This is a genomic window from Hyphomicrobium sp., from assembly GCF_035572195.1.
Lineage (GTDB): Bacteria > Pseudomonadota > Alphaproteobacteria > Rhizobiales > Hyphomicrobiaceae > Hyphomicrobium_B.
The window spans coordinates 1-18,335 of the sequence record NZ_DATNBA010000065.1 but is presented as its reverse complement, the minus strand read 5'-3'; the positions used below and the strand labels follow the sequence as shown (position 1 = coordinate 18,335).

The 18,335-nt window shown below is 61.0% G+C and carries 20 protein-coding genes and 1 other RNA gene; 11 read left to right on the top strand and 10 right to left on the bottom strand.

Annotation, left to right across the window (positions count from 1 at the left end; translation table 11 throughout):
- Positions 1–886: TIGR01459 family HAD-type hydrolase (locus tag VN623_RS06415; RefSeq protein ID WP_325569285.1), on the top strand; the 886-nt coding region annotated here is incomplete at its 5' end.
- Between the two features lie 13 nt (positions 887–899).
- On the opposite strand, the gene VN623_RS06410 is transcribed toward VN623_RS06415, so the two are convergent.
- The gene (locus VN623_RS06410) at positions 900–1,898 is read right to left on the bottom strand and encodes an NAD(P)H-quinone oxidoreductase (protein WP_325569283.1); all 999 of its coding nucleotides are present in this window, start codon (positions 1,896–1,898) and stop codon (positions 900–902) included.
- Between the two features lie 160 nt (positions 1,899–2,058).
- Here VN623_RS06410 and VN623_RS06405 point away from each other — a divergent pair, with 160 nt between their 5' ends.
- A complete protein-coding gene (locus VN623_RS06405) occupies positions 2,059–2,250 on the top strand; it encodes a DUF1192 domain-containing protein (RefSeq protein ID WP_325569281.1) in 192 nt (63 codons plus the stop codon).
- A gap of 370 nt (positions 2,251–2,620) precedes the next feature.
- A complete protein-coding gene (locus tag VN623_RS06400) occupies positions 2,621–3,169 on the top strand; it encodes a DUF1465 family protein (protein WP_325569279.1) in 549 nt (182 codons plus the stop codon).
- A gap of 94 nt (positions 3,170–3,263) precedes the next feature.
- Here VN623_RS06400 and rpmE read toward each other — a convergent pair whose 3' ends face one another.
- Positions 3,264–3,488 (bottom strand): 50S ribosomal protein L31, encoded by a 225-nt coding sequence (rpmE, locus tag VN623_RS06395; protein WP_325569277.1) that lies wholly within the window; start codon positions 3,486–3,488, stop codon positions 3,264–3,266.
- Positions 3,489–3,766: 278 nt separating this feature from the next.
- Here rpmE and VN623_RS06390 point away from each other — a divergent pair, with 278 nt between their 5' ends.
- Entirely contained in the window at positions 3,767–5,587 is a 1,821-nt protein-coding gene (locus VN623_RS06390; RefSeq protein ID WP_325569275.1) for an ABC transporter transmembrane domain-containing protein, read from the top strand.
- Positions 5,588–5,754: 167 nt separating this feature from the next.
- Here the strand turns inward: VN623_RS06390 and VN623_RS06385 are convergent, their stop codons facing one another.
- From VN623_RS06385 to VN623_RS06360, 6 genes are all read right to left on the bottom strand, one after another.
- Entirely contained in the window at positions 5,755–6,783 is a 1,029-nt protein-coding gene (locus VN623_RS06385) for a peptidoglycan -binding protein (protein ID WP_325569273.1), read from the bottom strand.
- The gene (locus tag VN623_RS06380; protein ID WP_325569271.1) at positions 6,783–7,856 is read right to left on the bottom strand and encodes a flagellar motor protein MotA; all 1,074 of its coding nucleotides are present in this window, start codon (positions 7,854–7,856) and stop codon (positions 6,783–6,785) included. Before VN623_RS06380 ends, VN623_RS06385 begins: the two co-directional genes overlap by 1 nt.
- A gap of 119 nt (positions 7,857–7,975) precedes the next feature.
- Positions 7,976–8,770, bottom strand: coding sequence for an inositol monophosphatase family protein (locus tag VN623_RS06375; protein ID WP_325569269.1), 795 nt, complete (start codon positions 8,768–8,770; stop codon positions 7,976–7,978).
- A gap of 85 nt (positions 8,771–8,855) precedes the next feature.
- A complete protein-coding gene (locus VN623_RS06370; protein WP_325569267.1) occupies positions 8,856–9,956 on the bottom strand; it encodes a tetratricopeptide repeat protein in 1,101 nt (366 codons plus the stop codon).
- Positions 9,953–10,624, bottom strand: coding sequence for a thiamine phosphate synthase (locus VN623_RS06365; protein WP_325569264.1), 672 nt, complete (start codon positions 10,622–10,624; stop codon positions 9,953–9,955). The genes VN623_RS06370 and VN623_RS06365 overlap by 4 nt, the downstream gene beginning before the upstream one ends.
- Positions 10,625–10,980: 356 nt before the next feature.
- Positions 10,981–11,226 carry a hypothetical protein gene (locus tag VN623_RS06360; protein WP_325569262.1) on the bottom strand — a complete coding sequence of 82 codons (246 nt, stop codon included), beginning with the start codon at positions 11,224–11,226 and terminating at the stop codon, positions 10,981–10,983.
- Here VN623_RS06360 and VN623_RS06355 point away from each other — a divergent pair.
- Positions 11,213–13,006, top strand: a complete 1,794-nt coding sequence (locus tag VN623_RS06355; RefSeq protein ID WP_325569260.1) for a L,D-transpeptidase family protein — start codon at positions 11,213–11,215, stop codon at positions 13,004–13,006. The two genes, VN623_RS06360 and VN623_RS06355, sit on opposite strands and share 14 nt — an antisense overlap.
- Before the next feature lie 77 nt (positions 13,007–13,083).
- Here the strand turns inward: VN623_RS06355 and VN623_RS06350 are convergent, their stop codons facing one another.
- Complete coding sequence (locus tag VN623_RS06350) at positions 13,084–14,118, bottom strand: class I fructose-bisphosphate aldolase (protein WP_325569258.1); 1,035 nt, start codon at positions 14,116–14,118, stop codon at positions 13,084–13,086.
- A 77-nt stretch (positions 14,119–14,195) separates the two neighbouring features.
- Positions 14,196–15,203, bottom strand: coding sequence for a type I glyceraldehyde-3-phosphate dehydrogenase (gene gap / locus VN623_RS06345; protein WP_325569256.1), 1,008 nt, complete (start codon positions 15,201–15,203; stop codon positions 14,196–14,198).
- Positions 15,204–15,498: 295 nt separating this feature from the next.
- On the opposite strand from gap, the gene VN623_RS06340 reads away from it, so the two are divergent.
- From VN623_RS06340 to VN623_RS06315, 6 genes are all read left to right on the top strand, one after another.
- Positions 15,499–15,720 (top strand): hypothetical protein, encoded by a 222-nt coding sequence (locus VN623_RS06340; RefSeq protein ID WP_325569255.1) that lies wholly within the window; start codon positions 15,499–15,501, stop codon positions 15,718–15,720.
- 27 nt (positions 15,721–15,747) lie between these two features.
- Positions 15,748–16,053 carry a cell division protein ZapA gene (locus tag VN623_RS06335; protein ID WP_325569253.1) on the top strand — a complete coding sequence of 102 codons (306 nt, stop codon included), beginning with the start codon at positions 15,748–15,750 and terminating at the stop codon, positions 16,051–16,053.
- A 111-nt stretch (positions 16,054–16,164) separates the two neighbouring features.
- Positions 16,165–16,324, top strand: a non-coding RNA gene (gene ssrS, locus VN623_RS06330) — 6S RNA.
- Positions 16,325–16,354: 30 nt separating this feature from the next.
- Positions 16,355–16,930: a 5-formyltetrahydrofolate cyclo-ligase gene (locus VN623_RS06325; protein ID WP_325569251.1), complete on the top strand. Its 576-nt coding sequence runs from the start codon at positions 16,355–16,357 to the stop codon at positions 16,928–16,930.
- Positions 16,931–16,943: 13 nt separating this feature from the next.
- Positions 16,944–17,780, top strand: coding sequence for a TIGR00282 family metallophosphoesterase (locus VN623_RS06320; protein ID WP_325569249.1), 837 nt, complete (start codon positions 16,944–16,946; stop codon positions 17,778–17,780).
- A 61-nt stretch (positions 17,781–17,841) separates the two neighbouring features.
- The coding region (locus VN623_RS06315) for a YebC/PmpR family DNA-binding transcriptional regulator (RefSeq protein ID WP_325569248.1) at positions 17,842–18,335 on the top strand (494 nt) is incomplete at its 3' end.

The following is an 18,335-nucleotide window of genomic DNA, read 5'->3' as shown; positions in this document are numbered from 1 at the left end:
AATCTCATCGCCGCGTTCCAGGCCGCAGATGACCGATAGTTTCGTTTTGCCTTCGATTGCGCCTCTCGCTGCCACGTCCGACGTTTGGTTCGTCGACATTTGGGGCGTGATACACAACGGTGTTCGTCCGTGTGCATCGTCGGTTACGGCGTGCCAAGCGTTTCGAAAGCAGGGCGGCACCGTGTTGCTCGTCACCAACGCACCGCGTCCGCGCGACAGCGTCAGACGGCAACTCGACCGGGTCGGCGTTGCGGGCGCGGCTTACGATGAGATCGTGAGTTCGGGCGATGTCTCCCGCGAGTTGATCGAGGCCTGTGCCGGGCGGCGCATTCTGCACATTGGCCCCGAGCGCGATCTGCCGCTCTTCGCCGGGCTTGGGGCCGTTCCGGGCGCCACCGCGAATGATGCCGAGGTCGCAGTTTGCACCGGTCTCTACGACGACGAGACCGAAACGCCCGCCGATTATGCCGCCATGCTCGCCACACTCAAATCGCGCGCCGTGCCGATGATCTGCGCCAATCCGGATCGGACCGTCGAACGCGATGGCCATATCATTTATTGCGCCGGCGCGGTCGCTGCGGCCTACGAGGCGCTGGGCGGCACCGTCAGCTACGCGGGCAAGCCTTTTCAGCCGATCTACGAATTGGCGTTGGAGCTTGCCGGCACTCTGCGAAGCGCGCCAGTGACGAGGGAGCGCGTGCTCGCGATCGGCGACGGCATCGCGACCGATATTGCCGGCGCCGTGAATTTCGGCGTGCGCGCCGTTTTCATTGCGAGCGGCGTGCATGTGCGCCTGGGCGAGTCGATGGCCGATGCTGCGGCCCGGTTATTCGGCGCGAAGAGCGCCCCGCAGCCGATCGCGGTGATGAGCGAGTTCGTTTGGTAGTCTCGAGTCTCGTTCAAGCGACCGTCAGGACGATCTTGCCGATGTGAGAGCTGCTTTCCATGCGAGCGTGGGCCTCGCCCGCGCGATCGAGGGGAAACGTGCCGTCGATCGGCACTTTGATCTTGCCCGCAACGATGAGTGGAAGAACCTTTTCTTCGATCGCCCGTGCGATGTGCCCTTTGAATTCGTTCGAGCGGATACGAAGCGTCGAGCCGGTGATCGTCAAACGCTTCAGCATCACGCGCATGAAGTCGATCGTGGCCGTCGATCCATTTTGAAAGCCGATGCTGACGAGACGGCCATCCTCGGCAAGCGAGCGAATGTTTTTTTCAATGTAGTCGCCGCCGACGATGTCGAGAATGACGTCGACACCGTGTCCGTCCGTCTCGGTCTTGATCACCTTGGCAAAGTCCTGCGTGCGATAATTGATGGCGACGTCGGCGCCGAGGGCGCGCGCCGCTTCGCACTTTTCATCCGACCCGACAGTCGTCAGCACGTAGGCGCCGAATGCCTTGGCCAGCTGAATGGCGGTCACGCCGATGCCGCTCGTGCCACCGTGGACCAGAAATTTTTCGCCAGACTTCAATCCGCCGCGCTCGAAGACGTTGTGCCAGACGGTGAAAAACGTTTCGGGGATGGCGGCGGCTTCGACGAAGGAGAGGGCTTCCGCCTTTTTGATGCAGCACAGCTCGGGAGCGACGGCATATTCGGCGTAGCCGCCGCCGCTGAGCAGCGCCAAGACTTCGTCGCCTTGCGAGAAACGCTGCACGCCGTCTCCGAGCCCTGCAATCACGCCCGATACTTCGAGGCCCGGAAGCTCCGAGTGACCTTTGGGCGGAGGATACGAGCCCTGTCGCTGCAACACGTCGGGACGGTTCACGCCGGCTGCTGCAACTTTTATCAAAACCTCGCCCGGCGCCGGTTGCGGCAGCGGCATGTCTTGAAGCTGAAGAACTTCCGGGCCGCCTTTGCCCGCGATCACAACGGCTTTCATCGTTTTTGGTAAGCTCATCAGAACGTCCTGTTTTGACTGCTTAGGCGAGCAATGCACGGCTGCGAACGGCGCGGCAAGCCTCGCTATCAGCGGCACGAAATCTCATCGCATCTCGACCGCCGCCGCAGCATTGAGTAGGCTGGACAGCGGACACCACGGCGCGACCCGGAGGATCGACATGGACCTCGATGATCTGCTGCCGCCGAAAAAGCCGGGCGGCGTGACGATAGGTGAAAGTCTGGCGACGCTCTCCGTCGCGGAACTCGAACGGCGGATCAAGGATCTCGAAGGCGAGATCGAGAGGGTGCGGCTTGAACTCGATCGCAAGCGCAAGCACGAGGCCGCCGCGCATTCGCTTTTCAAATCGTGAAGTAAATTCTAAGAAATTTTATAAAATCAGATTGTTTCTGTTGCACTTTGAGATTGCCGCGGGTTCGACACCGCGCCGCAAAGCTAACGCCGACACTCTGTGGCCGCACACACACTTAACGGAAACTTAAATATATCGAGGCACTTTGGGTCCTGATCCAGGCATCTTGGGTCTGGAGCGGCCATTCCGCCGCTTTGTTTGACGCTTCCCTGTTGACTTTCGAGCCGCTCCGCAAGGACGGCTCTTTTTTTGCATTGTCCACAGGCAGTATCGCGGTGCCCCGTTTTGAACGTTCTTGTTTACTATGGTGCAGTATCATCAGTTCGTGGTAAGAATTTAGGACGGGTAAGCGTTTGTATCGTTGAGGGTCATGAGTAACGTATTCCGCGTCGACAGTGCGCATTCAAATAGCGCCACAACGGTCTCTTTCGGAGAGCGCTTTCAGTCCTCCGAACAGTTCGACCACATCTTCAAAGAAGGCATGGCGCTCGTCGAGCGCACGGCGAGCTATCTCGATGGCCCCGGCCGTCGAGAAGCCAAGACGCTGACCGGCGGTGTCGGTGTGCTTTACGCTACCGAGAGCATGCGTCTTACGACGCGTCTCTTGGACCTTGCGTCGTGGCTGCTGATCCGCCGTGCGCTGCGCGAGGGAGAGATCACCGACGAAGAGGCGCAGAAGAAGCGCCGCCGCGTCAAGCTTCAGGCTTTCGGCCGTCCGTCGCACGTCAACGGCTATTCGGAGCTGCCGCAGGGCCTGAAAAGCCTGATCGAGGAAAGCTTCGCGATGCACGATCGCATCAGCAAACTCGATCGCGCGATGTCGAAATCGGAGACCTTGGACGCCGCCTCCGAGCCAATGGCCAATCCCGTTGCGCAGCAGGTCGGCATGCTGGAACGCGCCTTCGCAAAGCTCAGCTGAGCGGCAGCCTGAAATTGGAAATTGAAAAAGGCCCGGTTGTTGAACCGGGCCTTTGGTTTTTCAGTTCGCGCCGTGCCGTGAGGCAAAGCTGCGATCAGAACATGCCTTCGAACTTCTTCTTGAAGCGCGACAGACGGCCACCGCGGTCCATCAACTTCTGATCGCCGCCGGTCCAGGCCGGATGCGTGTTCGGATCGATATCGAGGGTCAGTTTGTCGCCCTCCTTGCCGTACGTCGAGTACGTCGTGAACTCGGTTCCATCCGTCATTACAACCTTGATCTGGTGGTAATCCGGGTGAAGGTCATTGTCTTTCTTCATGGCCTGGTGTCCGTCTGGTAATGCGTTGCTGGCGGCGAGGCTCCTGCGAGCCTCGGCCCCTCGGATTGCAAAGGGACTGAATTGGCCGGTTGTGTAGCCGAGATGGCCCCTCGGCACAAGTCGGCAAAGGCGCGCCGGCATCGGTGTCCGCCCTCTGAGCAGCGTCCCATTGTCCCTTGGACGGGGTGTCTCTTGAGCCGGGCAGCCCGGTCGGGCATGGTCCGCGGCTTCAGGCGCTGAAACGTCTTATTCCCCCGAGAGTTGGATCAGAAGAGTCGATGAACAGCAGCGTTACAGCACATCCCGGGCACAAAGAGGCCGCGTCGGCGGATGAAGGCGCGCGCCAGCGCCTGTCTCTGCGACCGTTGCTGACGCTCAAGCCGTTGATCCTGGCGCACAAGGGTGCGCTTACCGGTGCCGTCATATCGCTGGTCGTTTCGGCGCTCGCCATGCTGGCGGTGCCGATGGCCGTGCGCCGGATGATCGATAAAGGTTTCGGCGGCAACGATTCCGCGCTGATCAACAACTACTTCCTGACGCTGATCGGCATCGGCGTCATCATCGCCATCGCCAGCCCGGCGCGGTACTATTTCGTGAACTGGATCGGCGAACGGGTCGTCGCCGATCTCAGGACGAAGGTATTTGCGCAGCTGGCCAAGCTCGGGCCTGCGTATTTCGATCGCAATCATTCGGGCGAGATGATGAGCCGCCTGACGGCGGACACGACGCAAATCAAGACCGTCGCCGGTTCGGCGTTAAGCCAGGCAGCGCGCAACCTCATCATGCTGATCGGCGCTCTGATCATGATGTTCGTGACGAGCGCCAAACTCTCGGCGCTCATTTTCATCGCGATTCCGGTCATAGTTCTGCCGCTCGTGGGGTTCGGCCGCCTTGTCCGCCGCCTTTCGCGCTACGCCCAGGACACGCTCGGCGACGCTTCGGCTTACGCGGCAGAAAATCTCGCCGCGCATCGGACGATGCAGGCCTACGTCAGCGAGAAAGCTGTTTCAGAGCGGTTCGGCCGCGCTGTCGAGCGCGCTTTCGGGGCGGCGCGTCAACGTATGAAAGCGCGCGCGGCATTGACGGGAATTGCGATATTCCTGACGGTCGCCAGCGTCACCGGTGTTCTCTGGTATGGGGCATCCGCCGTCATCGCCGGCGAAATGACCGGTGGCAGGCTTAGTCAGTTCGTCCTCTACGCGCTGTTCGCGGCCGGCGCGCTCGCCGAGCTTTCAGAGGTTTGGGGCGAAATCAGTCAGGCGGCTGGCGCTGCCGAGCGGCTTTCCGAGATGATGGCGACGGTGCCTGATATCCGCTCGCCAGAGAACCCGGTTCCACTTCCGCAGCCGGCGCTCGGTACGATTGGGTTCGAGAACGTGACGTTCAAATATCCCGCCCGCCCCGATGCCGTGGCGCTCGACGCGGTGTCGTTCCGCGTTAGCGCCGGCGAGACGATCGCGCTCGTCGGGGCGTCGGGCGCCGGCAAGAGTACGATCTTCAACTTGATCCTGCGTTTTTATGACCCCGACGCCGGCATTGTGCGCGTCGATGGCGTCAACGTCGCCGAAGCCGATCTCGAGGCGCTGCGCCGGCGCATCGCCGTCGTGCCGCAGGATGTCGCGCTGTTCGCCGACACGGTCGCCGAAAACATCCGCTACGGCACGCCGGGTGCCACGCTATCAGAGGTCCGCCGCGCCGCGACGGCAGCGCAGGCCGATGAGTTCATCCGTGCGCTTCCCGACGGCTACAACAGCAAGCTCGGCGAGCGCGGCGCGACCCTGTCGGGTGGCCAGCGTCAACGAATTGCGATTGCACGCGCGATTTTGAAGAATTCACCGATCCTGCTGCTCGACGAAGCAACGAGTTCGCTCGATGCCGAAAGCGAGGGCGCGGTGCAACAGGCGCTCGAGGGCCTGATGACGGGCCGCACGACGCTGGTCATCGCACATCGGCTGGCGACTGTTCAAAAGGCCGACCGCATTCTGGTGATGGACAAAGGCCGCATCGTCGAAGCCGGCACGCATGGCGAACTCGTGCGCCGTGGCGGCATCTACGCTCGCCTTGCCGAGCTGCAGTTCGGTCGCGAAGCGGCTGAATAATCTTTGTTTTGTGCCGGCGACTCCGCGTTCGCGGAGCCGGCCGCCAGCACCGTGTTCGTCATCCTCGAAGGCATGAGCGCGAGCGCATTCGGCTGAGGATGAAGAGAAGTTGTGCAGGCCCGGCGGGCTCTGCGGAAACGGGGTCGCCGCGCACACCGCAACGTCCTCTACCTATTCGTCAGCTTCAGCTCGATGCGCCGGTTTTTCTGGAACGCGTCTTCGCTACCACCAGCGTCAATCGGTTGAAACTCGCCATATCCCGCGGCGACGAGACGTTCCGGCGGCACGCCGCGCGTAACCAAGTATTTGACGACGGAAGACGCGCGCGCCGTCGACAGCTCCCAGTTCGACGGAAACTGCGGGTTAGATATTGGACGAGCGTCGGTGTGGCCATTGATTTGCAAGGCCCAGTCGATGTCGCTCGGAATCTCTTTCTGAAGTTCGAGGATCGCATCGGCGATCTGGTCCATGGCGGCCGTGCCCTCCGGCGTCAGTGTCGCGGAACCAGATGGAAACAGAACTTCAGATTCGAAAACAAAGCGGTCTCCGACGACGCGGATGTCCTTGCGATCTTTCAGGAGCGCACGCAGTCGGCCGAAAAAGTCCGAGCGATAGCGCTTCAGTTCCTGCACCTGCTGGGCGAGCGCGGTATTCAAACGGGCGCCGAGATCCTTGATCGTCTTATCGCTGTCTATGGTCTTCTTTTGGGACACATCAAGAGCGTCGCTCAGCGCCGCAATCTGCCGCCGCAGCGCCAACAGCTGCTGGTTCAAGAGGTCAACCTTCGACAGCGCTTCCTTCGAGATATTTTTTTGCGATTCGAGATCCGAGCTGAGCGCTGCAACCTGACCTTCGGCGGCTTTGGCGCGTTCATCGGCGCCGAGGCCGGTACCGGTGAGCTTCTCGTTCTCTGCTTTGAGGGACGCCAGCGAAGCCTGCAGCGACGCGAGCTCGTCCTGAGACGTTTGCGACTTACCCTTTTCCAGCGATAGCATTGAAGTCAGTTCGCTGATCTGACGGGTCAGACGTTTGAGGGCGGAGTCCTTGCCACTGACTTCTTGTGCGGCGAAATACTGCGCGATCATGAATATCGACATCAGCAGGGTAACGACGAGCAACAGCGTCGAGAGCACGTCGACAAACGCCGGCCAGAATTGCCCGTAATCGTTGCTGCGCCTCGCACGCCCGCGCGCCATTATTTTACTCCGCGCTTCATCGCGTCCGTGAGGCTGCGTAGCATGTTGGCGACTTCGGCCTGCTGCTGGGCCTGCTCATCAACCCATTCGCGAACGACCTTCTGTTCGGATCGCATTTGCGTGACGAGCTGGTTGACGCCGCGGGCCAGTTCTCGAACTTCGTCGGGGGACTGTTGCGGCACTCCAGATTGCGTCAGACTTGTCGGCGGCGCGACCGGCTGTTCGCTGAGCCGGTTAGAGAAGTCTTCAAGCGCCCGCTGCATATCGACGACGGCGCCGAGAAGCTGGCGATTGACGTAGTCGCTCGACGCCGATGCGACGCCGCCCGGCGTCAGCTCGGTAATGCCCGACAGCCACTCTTCGAGTTCGTTGTAGAAGCGATTATGCGCGTGGCTGGCCTGCAGTTCGAGGAAGCCCAGAATGAGAGAGCCTGCGAGGCCGAGCAGGGAGGATGAAAACGCCGTGCCCATACCCTTGAGCGGCGCCGACAATCCGGCTTTCAAATCGCTGAAGAGCTGAACATTATCCGTCGCCTTGCTGTCGAGCGTATCGATGGCCTTACCGACGGACTGGATCGTCTCCAACAGACCCCAGAAGGTTCCGAGAAGACCGAGGAAAACCAAGAGGCCGACGAGATAGCGGCCCGTATCTCGCGCCTCGTCGAGCCTCGAGCCAATCGAGTCCATGAACGAGCGCATGGCGCTTGTCGAAAGCGATATCGCGCCGGTCCTGTCACGCAGCATCGTCGCCATCGGGGCAAGCAACACCGGCTTGGCGCTGATCGTCAGCCCGGGATCGGCAATGCGGAAGGCATTGACCCATCGGATTTCGGGATAGAGCCGGACGACCTGGCGAAAGGCGTAGACGATGCCGAGAAACAGCGTGCCGACGATCAGGCCGTTGAGGCCGGGATTGTTCAGAAACGAGTGCTGCAGCTGGTCGAACAGAATTGCGACCAGAAAACTGACCAGCGTCAGGAAGATAAGCATGCGAAGCAGGAAGACACCCGGCGGTGTCAGGCGACGCGATACCGGTGCGAGTGCCGCGGCGTCGCCCGGGCGGATCTTGGCCATTCTTTCCTCTCCGGAACGTCCCCGCGTATCGGTGGTAGGACCTTAGCGCATGCCTCTTACATCGAAAACGGGCAACATCATGCCTTAACTGCCACAGCTGTACCGACGGGCGGTTGTCGTCAGTTCCGGCCGAAAAGGACCGCGCCAAACGCCTTATGAAGCGTGGCGTTTGCCGCCAGAATGTCGCCGCTTTCAAGGATTTTGTCGCCACCCTTGAGATCGCTGACGAAACCACCCGCTTCGCGGACGATGACCAAACCGGCGGCCAAGTCCCACGGCTGCAGGTTGTGCTCCCAGTACGCGTCGAAACGGCCTGCCGCCACAAACGCCAGATCGAGTGCCGCAGAGCCGGTGCGCCGAAGCCCGGCGACCTCCGGCATAAGCAATTCGATTTCCTTGAGAAAGCGCGGGTGACCTTCGCGGCCGCGGTGCGGGATGCCTGTCGTGACCAGGGCATCGGCAAGCGTTTTGCGCGCCGCGACGCGCAGGCGCCGATCGTTCATGTAGGCGCCCTTGCCCTTCTCGGCGGTAAAGAGTTCGTCGCTCGCGGGATTGTAAATGACACCGGCGATGAGTTGGCCTTCGCGCTCCAATCCGATTGAAACGGAAAACATTGGATTGGAATGCAGAAAGTTGGTCGTGCCGTCGAGCGGATCGACGATCCAGCGATGTGTCTTGTCGGCACCGATCACTTCGCCGCGCTCTTCCATCAGAAAGCCGTAGCCGACGCGCGCCTTGCTCAGCTCCTTGAAGATGATGTCCTCGGCTTTGTGATCGGCCGCGGAAACAAAATTAGCGGGACCCTTTATCGAAACCTGCAGCTGTTCGACCTCTCCGAAATCGCGGACGAGGCTGCGCCCCGCCTTGCGGGCGGCCGAAATCATGACGTTCAGGGTAGGGGAGACGTTGTTCATTGAGGTTGGGGTCCGGCCGAGGCGCGTGTGAGGGCGAACGCCGGGCTCTAGCGGCTCTTAGGGCAAGTGGCAAGTTTGCCGTGATTTACCGAGCGTTGTTGAGGGCAGGGTCGACCTGGATGCGGTCGGCCCAAGCAGAAGCTTCGGTCTCTGCCTTTTGGCGCTGGGCCTTCGGCATTTTGGCGACCATTTCGTCGAGCGTTGCGTCCTTAAAGCCGTTCTTCTTGGCAATCAGGCGCCATTTGGCAGCTTCGACCGGATCTTTGTCCGTCTCGATGCCCTCGCGGTAAATGTACGCCATGCGGTTTTGGGCGCCGGAAATGCCTTTCTCGGCCGCCGCTTTCATCAGCGTCGTGATCTTTGTCTCGTCTTTCTTGAGACCGTATCCCTGCAGCAGCCTGACGGCATAATCGTACTGCGCGACGGCGAGGCCCTGTTCGGCGGCTCGCGATAACCAGCGCGCCGCTTCGAGCGCATTCGCATCAACGCCGGTGCCGAATTGATAGAGCGCTGCGAGATCGTACTGCGCCTGAGGAATGCCTTTCTCGGCGGCGTAGCGAATATGCTGGAAAGCGCGGATCGGGTTTTTGGGTTTGCCGTCGCCTTTGAGGAACAGCAGACCCAGATTGTAGTTTGCTTCGGCGTGGCCGGTGAGCGCGGCCTTCTCGAACATGTCGGCGGCGGCCTTGCGATCCTTGGCGACGCCGCGGCCCTCGGCCAACAGGAGTCCAAGCGCGAACGTGCCTTGCACATCACCGAGCTGCGCCGCCTTCGCGTACCACTCGTAGGCTTTCTTATCGTCTTTCTGAACGCCGAGGCCTTCGGAGTAGATGCGCCCGATCAGCGTGCTGGCCTGCGGCTCGCCGCGCTGAGCGGCTTCCTCTGCCAGTTTCAGTGCCGTCAGATATTGGCCCTGGTCGAAGGCGGTGTAGGCCGCGTCGTCTCCGGTCGCTGGCACCGTCGACGGGATGGTTTTCTCGATCACGGACGTTCCCTGCGTGGCCGATGGCGCGTGCTTCGCCGGCGATGCGGGCGCGGCGGCAGGTGCGGGCGCTTGTTTCGGCGGTTCGACCGAACGCGAAAACCAGGAGCTGCTGTCGGCGGAAAGCGGCCGTCCACCGAGCGACGCCAGCAGCGCCAACGCAGCGATACGAAAAAAAATACTGCGTCGGCTCTGAAGCCTCATTCCGCCCTCTCGTGCAGCACCAGGGCGTCGGCAAAGTCCCGCGCCCGCGATACGGCATCGTCCATGTCACAGTGCTGTGGGATGGTCACGCTAACGAAGTCGGCGCCAGCCTCCGCGAGACGTCGCGCCTCTTCGGTATCGGCTACGTCGAAGGCAACGGAGGGCAATTCGAAGACTTCGTTCCACCACGCGATGAGTTCGATCCGCCGTTCGACAGCGACGGCACGATCCTCGGCGTCAGGCGGAATGCCGAAGGCGATATAGTCTGCGCCGGCTTCGCCAAGTTCCATCGCGTCATGGCGCGATCGTCCGGCGTCGGCGCCTATGACCGATCCCGGTGGCGCAACGCGGCGCGTGTCCTTGAATTGGCTGACAATGTCTTGAGCCCAAGGTAGATGGATGCCGTCGGCGCCAAGCGGCGGGACTTGTGTCGTGCCGCCGTAAATCAGTGCCGGAACGCTCATTTTTTGCGCAATCGCAATCAATGCGCGTGCGGTCGCGTCATCCAAAGCCGTATCGCGGCTGGAGCGGATCAGCACGCTCGCGACCGGCGCGGCTTCGAGCACCGCAGTCAGCACTTCGCGGGCCGTATCGATCGCGCCCGTGGCCGCCTCAAAGTCGAGGTATAGTTTGGTTTCGGCTGGCACGAGAGCGTCTCCGGATTTCATTGCGCCTATCGAAGCCGATTGCGGCGGAAACAAGAAGAGTGTTCGCCGTAATTGTTTCGCGCGAGGGAATCGGGTTTTCCTTGTCACAGAACAGTTTTTTCGCCGGATTTTCCAGCGCCAGCAGTTTACCAGGCTACGAGAACAGGCCAAAGTTTGCTAGGTTATGGGGGTTTTGGCGCTTTTCTGCCAACTTGCGGGCTCACGAACCGGTGGAAGTGCCGGCATCGAGCGCCTGCGTTTCGTTTTTCGGGGCCATTGGGAATGATCAAGCTCACAGCTTTTCGCACAGTTGGTCTCAGTCTGTTGGGAATTTATTTCGCTGCAGCTGCCCGACCTGCGGCGGCCGATCCGTCCGTTCAAGCCTCGCCGAGCGGCGCCACGACGACGTACTTCGCGCCATCCCTTGGCCCGGCGGCGGCCGCGCGGTCATCGACAGCGGCTCCGGCTCCAGCCGCAACGCCTCCGACAACAGCCGCAGTGACGCCTGCTCCGAGTGCGGCGCCTGCGACGTCGCCATCAACGCCAGCGGCAGGCGAATCCCAACCACCCGCGGCAGCCGCTGCGGCCGCCGTTGTTCCGACGAATCCGGTGATCGAGGCCATCCGCAAAAAGCTCGCGGACAGGTCCTCCATCGGCAAGGATCACGTTGCCGAGGATGTCGCGACCGCTGCCAGCTTTTACGAAGCTCGAACCGAACCGCTGTGGACCAAGGACGGCGCTTACAACCATAAAGCCAAAGCCATCATCGCAGAACTCAAGAAGGCCGACGACTGGGGACTCGAAGCGACAGATTTCGTGGTGCCCGAACTCGCGAGTGGCGCTGCTCCGGACGTCCAAGGTGCAGCGGAGGTACAACTGACGCTCGCAGCGCTGAAGTATGCGCGGTTTGCTCGCGGCGGCCGTCTCGATCCTGTTTCGCTCAGCAACATTCTCGATATGAAGCCACCAGTCAAAGATCCCAAGGCGGTGATGAGCGAGCTTGCGGGTTCGTCGGAGCCTGCCGCTTATCTGCGCGGGCTCAATCCAAAGCATGCCGGTTTCGAAAAACTACGTCAGGCGCTTTTGAAGGCGCGCGGACCGAAGCAGGAAGAAGAGGCGGTTGATCCGGCTCTGCTTGTGAAGCTGCCGAACGGCAAGCGCTTGAAGCCCGGTACCGAAAGCGACGAGATCGTGCTTCTGCGTCAGCGGCTCAAGATTGCCGCTGAAACGGCCGGTGATGAACGGCGTTTCGATGATAAGCTCGTCGACGCCGTTCGCGACTTTCAGCAGGCCAACGGTCTTCGCGCCAACGGCAATCTGGACAACAGAACGCGCGCCGCGCTCAATAGCGAAGGACAGCCAAAGAGGGCTGATCCCCGGCGAGATACCGATCGGCTCATCGCCAACATGGAACGTTGGCGCTGGCTGCCGGTGGATCTCGGCCCGTTCTACGTGATGAACAACATCCCTGAGTTCACCAGCGAGATCTGGAAGGGCAAAGAACTCAAATTGAAGCAGAAGATGATCGCCGGGCAGCCCTCTTGGCCGACGCCGATGCTCGCCGCCAGTATGCAATACGTCGTTTTCCATCCCGACTGGGGCATGCCGGATGGCATCAAGATGAAAGAGCTCTTGCCGCGCCTCAGAAGTGCGTCCAACAGCGGCTTCGGCTTTTTTGATCAGTTGTTCGGCGGCGGCGCGAGCGGTGGCGCGCGTGTGCTGGAGGCATACAAACTCCAAGCCTCGTTAAACGGCCGTCCGGTCGATGCTAATTCCGTCGACTGGAATAATGTCGACATCCGCCGCTACAGTTTTGTCCAGCCGCCGGGCGCCGACAACCCCTTGGGCAACGTGAAATTCCGGTTCCCGAACAAGCATGACGTCTATATGCACGATACGCCGGAGCGAGGTCTGTTCGCCCAGTCGTTCCGGGCGCTGAGCCACGGCTGCATGCGTGTTGAAGAGCCGCGCAAGACCGCAGAAGTCATTCTTGCCGAGGACAAGGGCTGGTCGAGCGACAAGGTTGCCGACCTGTACAGCGGTAGCAATACCGTCACGCTCGACAAGCCGGTGCCGGTTTATCTCGTTTATTTCACGGCGCGCGTCGATGACAACGGACGCCTCGTGACCTACGGCGATATTTACGGCAATGACGGTCGCGTAATGTCAGCGCTGCGCGGGCATCCGGTGCGTTACACGGCGCCGGAAGCTATCCACCCGGACATCGGAGGAGACGATCAGCCAGAGGCCGTCAGCGACGCCGGGTTCGATGATCTTCAGGACGTTCCCGTGGCCAAGAAGAAGCCGGCGAAAAGCAAGCAGACAGCAGCGACGGTGAAGCGTCATTCGCGCACATCCAACGATATCGTCACGGATGCGCTCGGGGGCCTGTTCCTGAACTGACGCCGATCGATCTTTGGGACAAAATAAAAGGCGGGCCTGGTTTGGCCCGCCTTAATTTTTTTGAATTCCGCTGTGCGTTATGCTGCTTTTTCGAGCGTCCGGCTCCATTTGCCGAGCGCGGCGAGGCCGTTCATTTTGGCGCGGTGTGTGAAGGCACGTTGACCGGCCGCAACGTTCTCGGACTTGCCGCCCCACGCGGCGATCGCGGCCGCTTGCAGGGCTCGGCCATAAGAGAACGTCAGCGACCACGGCAAAGGCCCGGCCGCATTCATCAACGACAAGTGCTCGGTGGCGACCTCGTCCGACTGACCGCCCGACAGGAATGCGATACCCGGGACTGCCGCCGGCACGGTTGCCTTCAGGCACTTGATTGTCTTTTCCGCGACTTCGGCGGGGCTTGGCTGTTTTGCGCACTTTTGCCCGGCGACGATCATGTTCGGTTTCAGCACCATGCCCTCGAGATCGACGCGAGCGTCGTAGAGTTCACGGAACACGGTACGCAGCGTCCACTCAGTCACGCGGTAGCATTCGTCGATGTCGTGACTCGAATGTGGACCGTCCATCAGCACTTCGGGTTCGACGATCGGTACGATCTGCGCCTCTTGGGCGAGTGCCGCGTAGCGGGCGAGCGCGTGGGCATTGGCCTTGACGCAGTTCCACGTCGGACAGCCGTCGGCGATCGTTATGACGCCGCGCCACTTCGCGAAGCGCGCACCAAGTTTATAATATTCTGCGAAGCGCTCGCGCAGTCCGTCGAGCCCTTCGGTGATCATCTCGATTTTGACGGTCGGTCCGGCGAGCGGTTTGGCGCCAAGGTCGACCTTGATGCCGGGGATGGAGCCGGCAGCCTTCATGATGTCGACGAGCGGCGTGCCGTCCTTGGCTTTTTGCCGGATCGTCTCGTCATAGAGAATGACGCCGGAGACGTGATTTTTCATGCCTTCGGTCGAACGAAACAGCATCTCGCGGTAATCGCGGCGGCTGTCCTCCGTCGACGTGAGCTTAATCGTATCAAAGCGCTTCTTGATCGTCCCCGAGCTTTCGTCGGCGGCCAGAATACCCTTGCCGGGCGCAACAAGAGCGCGGGCGATATCTTGCAGTCTTTCGCTCATCTTTGCCTCCGTAGACCGTTGGTCGGGCCGTATTTAAACGAGAGCGGGCGCCGAAGAAGGCGCCCGTTGGATTTAAGTTAAATCAACTTCCCCATCGCGACGGCCGTATCGGCCATACGGTTCGAGAAGCCCCATTCGTTGTCGTACCACGACAGCACTCGGACAAGCGTGCCGTCGAGAACCTTGGTCTGATCGAGATGGAAAATGGATGAACGGCTGTCGTGATTGAAGTCGATCGAGACATTCGGCTGGTCTGTAACCCCGAGGATGCCCTTGAGTTCCTGCCCCGCCGACCGCTGGATAGCGGCATTGACTTCGTCCTTGGTCGTCTCGCGCTTCGAAACGAACTTGAAATCGACGACGGAAACGTTCGGCGTCGGCACGCGGATGGCCGTACCGTCGAGGCGGCCCTTCAATTCTGGCAGCACGAGGCCAACGGCCTTGGCGGCGCCAGTCGAGGTCGGGATCATCGACACGGCCGCAGCGCGTCCGCGGTAGAGATCCTTGTGCAGAGTGTCGAGGGTCGGCTGATCGCCCGTATAGGCGTGGATCGTCGTCATGAAACCTTTGTCGATGCCGACAAGATCGTTCAGCACCTTGGCGACGGGAGCCAGGCAATTGGTCGTGCATGAAGCGTTCGAAACGACGAGGTGGTCCTTCGTCAGTTTGTCGTGGTTGACCCCGAAGACGACGGTCAAGTCCGCGCCATCGGCGGGCGCCGACACGAGAACCCGTTTGGCGCCCGCATCGAGGTGGAGCTTCGCCTTTTCCCTCGACGTGAAGATGCCGGTGCATTCAAGTGCAATATCTACGCTCAGAGCTTTATGCGGCAGCTCCGCGGGATTTTTGATCGCCGTCACCTTGATCGGGCCGCGGCCGGCGTCGATCGTGTCGCCCGACACTTTCACTTCGTGCGGGAAGCGGCCGTGGACACTGTCGAAACGGAGAAGGTGTGCGTTCGTCTCGACGGGGCCGAGATCGTTGATTGCCACGACTTCAATGTCGTTGCGACCACTTTCGATGATCGCGCGCAGCACATTGCGACCGATGCGGCCGAAACCGTTGATCGCCACCTTCACTGTCATTCTGGGAAATCCTCCGAATTCGAATTTGAGCTGAACGCGGCAACGAGCAGCTGCTTATCGCAGTGTTTACGGGCTCTTTAACGTGACGTGGTGGGGTTCTGTCAATGTGGCAAGGCCGGTGAGACGACGCGGGCAGCGGGTCTTCAATTCTTTCGCAATCAATTCTTTTGCAAATAGCGTGGGAACACGTGGACGTTTGTTGACGCCGTTTGCCATACGCACGTAACGTGTGCGTCACGACCAGCATCGGTGAGAAGCGCGTCAATCGTGTCGCCCGAAAGGGTGATGAGAGGCCATGACTGAACGCAACACCTTAAAGATCAAGCGGGCTGAAGACATTAAGTCAGCTCGTAAGCCAGCAGCCGACGGCAACGTCCGGTCTGAAAACGTGCGGCTTCGGGCCGAACTGGCGGTCGCCCAACAACGTATTGCCGAACTTGAGCAACGCACAGCCGATGCGCTTGACAGGATTGCCTGGGCCGTCGATTCGCTTCATAACTGCGCCGAGGACGAGTGACGTGCGCGTTTAAGCGGGAGGGCGGCGTTGGCGCCGCCACGTCGGTTGGCTGAGGTTGCGATAAGCTTAAATAATCGCACCTACCGCTTTTCTTGCGGCGAGAGCGAAGTTCATCGGCTCGAAGAGATCGCCAACTATTTCAAAAGCAAGCTCGATGGCCTGATGCAGGAGCACGGCGCCCTAGGCGACGAACGGCTGATCCTGATGGCCGCATTGATGGTTACGGACGAGCTTTTCGATGCCCGCGCCGATGTGGACGAGCTTCTGGACGGTACCGAGGGGCTGAAATTGGCCTCCGATGCCGCTGGCGGGCGCTATAAAGCCCAGGGATGACGCCGGCATTTGCCGCCGGTGAACTCGAGCGAATTCACACGAAACATTCGCGGCAAGGGTGAAGAACGCTCCCACGGCCCTGGATTTTTCCCTACGGCTACCCTAATTCTACCAGTGCTGCGGGGCTCGTCAGGGGCATATGACCCGGGGGCCTATAAGATCCGCAAGGGTGCTGTCCCTGGCCGGAGCCGTGGCTTCGGACACACGGTGCCCACCTACACTCGTAGGGACCACGCGGGATCATGATCCCAACGGCCTTCGCGGCACTTAGACTTTTTTGTTTTGTTTGATTGATGAGGTTATGGCGGACGCCAAGAAAGAGTTGCGCGCCGCCGCTATTGAGCGGCGAAAATCGGCGTTCGAACTGCATGGACCTGAAGCGAGCCGGCGGATCGCCGCGCATGGCCTGGACTTTCTAGGAGCCAGTGCCGGTGCCGTCGTTTCGGGGTTTGCCGCCATTCGCGACGAAATCAATCCGGCGCCGCTGATGACGTGGCTTCGGGCGGAAGGGTTTCGTTTGGCGCTGCCCGTCATGCAAGGCAGAGGCAAACCGCTCTTGATGCGCAGCTGGGCGCCGGGCGACGCGATGAGTCCGGCCGCGTGGGGAATTGCCGAGCCGCTCGATGACAAACCCCACGTCGATCCCGACGTGGTTCTGGTGCCGCTCCTCGCGTTCGACGCGCGGGGCTATCGCATTGGCTATGGCGGCGGCTACTACGACCGCACGCTGCAGCGCTTACGAAAGTTGAAACCGGTCGTGGCGATCGGTCTCGCCTATGACGAACAAAGGGTCGACGCGGTGCCGGTCGAAAGCTATGACGAAAGACTCGACTGGGTCCTGACACCTTCCGGCCCGCTGCATTGTCTCGATTCATGATCCGGACTTCTTGATGCGTCTTTTGTTTCTCGGCGATATCGTCGGTCGCGCGGGCCGAAACGTGGTTTGCGACGCGCTTCCCGGTCTCATCAAGCGCTACGCACTCGATTTCGTAGTCATCAACGGCGAAAATTCCGCTGGCGGCTTCGGCATCACCGAAGCCATCCTGACCGACCTGCTCGATGCCGGAGCCGACTGCGTGACGCTCGGCAACCATGCGTTCGATCAGAAGGACACGCTTGTTTACATCGAGCGTCATGACCGACTGATCCGCCCGATCAATTATCCAAAGGGCACGCCCGGCAAAGGCGCAACGTTACTCAAAGCCAAGAGTGGGGCCGAGGTGCTGGTCATCAATGCGATGGGCCGCGTGTTTTTGCCCGACCTCGATTGTCCGTTTCGCGCTCTCGACGCCGAATTGACGGCTTGCGCGCTGAAAAGCGGCGCCGATGCGATCCTGATTGATTTCCACGCCGAGGCCACAAGTGAAAAGCAGGCGCTGGGGCTGTTTCTCGACGGCCGAGCGAGTGCCGTGATCGGCACCCATACGCACACTCCGACGGCCGATGCGCGCGTGCTGCCTGGTGGCACGGCCTACATGTCGGATGCCGGCATGTGCGGCGATTACAATTCCGTTCTCGGCATGGAAAGCGACGAGCCGATCAACCGCTTCCTGACAAAAATCCCGCGCGGGCGCTTCGAGCCCGCCGTCGGCCTGGGAACGATCTCCGGGCTGCTGATCGATATCGACGATGCGACCGGCCTTGCCACGCGCGTTCAGCCGCTGCGTCAAGGGCCACATCTGGAGCCTGCCATCCCTGAAGTGCCTGCCGCACCGGGCGAGGCTTGACCACCGGCATCCGAGCCGCGACAAGGGGCCTCCAATCCGCAAAGCACGACGGACCTGACCGATGGCCGGCCATTCGCAGTTCAAGAATATCATGCACCGCAAGGGCAAGCGCGACGCGATGCGCGCTAAGCTCTTTGCGAAATTCGCGCGTGAAATCACCGTCGCGGCGAAGGCCGGCGTTCCCGACCCTGAGATGAACCCGCGCCTGCGGCTCGCCATTCAAGAAGCGCGCGCCGAGAACATGCCGAAAGACAACATCGAGCGCGCCATCAAGAAGGCGCAAGGCAGCGATCTCGCTAATTACGAAGCGGTGCGTTACGAAGGGTATGCGCCGGGAGGCGTCGCCGTCATCATCGAGGCGCTGACCGACAATCGCAATCGCACCGGCGGCGTCGTGCGGAGCGTGTTTACGAAGTACGGCGGCAACCTCGGTGCCACGGGCGCCGTCAGCCACATGTTCAACCACATCGGCGAAATCACCTATAAGGCCGAGGCCGGATCGGCCGAAGCCGTTCTCGATGCCGCGATCGAGACGGGCGCCGATGATGTTCAATC